Source organism: Paramagnetospirillum marisnigri, from assembly GCF_001650715.1.
Lineage (GTDB): Bacteria > Pseudomonadota > Alphaproteobacteria > Rhodospirillales > Magnetospirillaceae > Phaeospirillum > Phaeospirillum marisnigri.
The window spans coordinates 1-1,189 of sequence record NZ_LWQT01000008.1 but is presented as its reverse complement, the minus strand read 5'-3'; the positions used below and the strand labels follow the sequence as shown (position 1 = coordinate 1,189).

The 1,189-nt window shown below is 63.0% G+C and carries 1 protein-coding gene; it reads right to left on the bottom strand.

The annotated features are described in order from the left end of the window. Position 1: 1 nt before the first annotated feature. The coding region (gene feoB / locus A6A04_RS00050) for a ferrous iron transport protein B (RefSeq protein ID WP_068489175.1) at positions 2-1,189 on the bottom strand (1,188 nt) is incomplete at its 5' end.

Here is a 1,189-nt window from a genome sequence, read left to right as displayed (position 1 = left end):
CCTACAAGAATGTCCCGCCGATCCGGCTGGCGGCCAGGGCCAGCAGCCAGGCGAAGGTCAGGGAATAGGCCACCGAGAACCCGGCCCAACGCCAGCTCTGCGCCTCCTTGCCGATGATGGCGATGGTGGACAGGCAAGGCGCGTAGAGCAAGGTGAAGATCATGAAGGCGATGGCCGTGGCGGGCGGCATGGCGCCCCTCAAGGTCTCGGTCAGCTGGTCCGACCCCTTCTCCTGGGCATAGATGACGGCATAGGTCGCCACCACCACTTCCTTGGCGACAAAGCCGGTCATGATGGCCGCCGAATCCCGCCAGGAAAAGCCCAGCGGCTGGAACAGCGGCGTCACCGCGATGGCCGAACGCCCAAGATAGCTCTTTTCCAGTTTCTCCTGCGCCTGGGCGCTTTTCAGCGTCTTCAGCGCTGTTTCCTTTTCCGGGCTGTCGGGAAGCGCGGTCTGTTCGGCGATGACGGTCTCGAAATCCTGGGAATAGGTGATGTCGCGGGGGAATTCCTGGAGGAACCAGATCACGATGGAGCCCACCAGGATGACGCCGGTTACCTTGGCGACAAAGCCCTGGGCGCTGTCCCACATATGGTGCAGCACCGAATGCAGGGTCGGCAGACGATAGGGCGGCAGCTCCATCACGAAGGCGTCGCCACCGCTGCCGGGGATGATGCGGTTCAGCAACACCGCCGACACCATGGCGGCGACCAGGGACAGCATATACATGGCGAAGACCACGGTGCCGGCCATATCGGCGAAGAAAGCTCCGGCGAACAGGATGAAGACCGGCAGTCGGGCCGAGCAGTTCATGAACGGCGCGATCAGCATGGCGATCAGACGCGCCCGCTTATTGGTGATGACGCGGGTGGCCATGACGGCGGGGACATTGCAGCCGAAGCCGGCCACCATGGGGATCAGGGTAGTGCCGTGCAGGCCGAAATGATGCATCACCCGGTCCATCAGGAAGCTGGCGCGGGCCAGATAGCCGGTGCCGCTGAGGATGGCCATGAAGAAGAACAGGATGACGATATTGGGCAGGAATACGATGGTTCCGCCGACGCCGGCCATGACGCCGTTGACCACGAGATCATGGAACATGCCCTCGGGCAGGGTCTTGTCCACCAGATCGGTGGCCAGTTGCACCCCGGCCTTGATCCAGTCGGTGGGAATGGCTCCCAGGCTGAA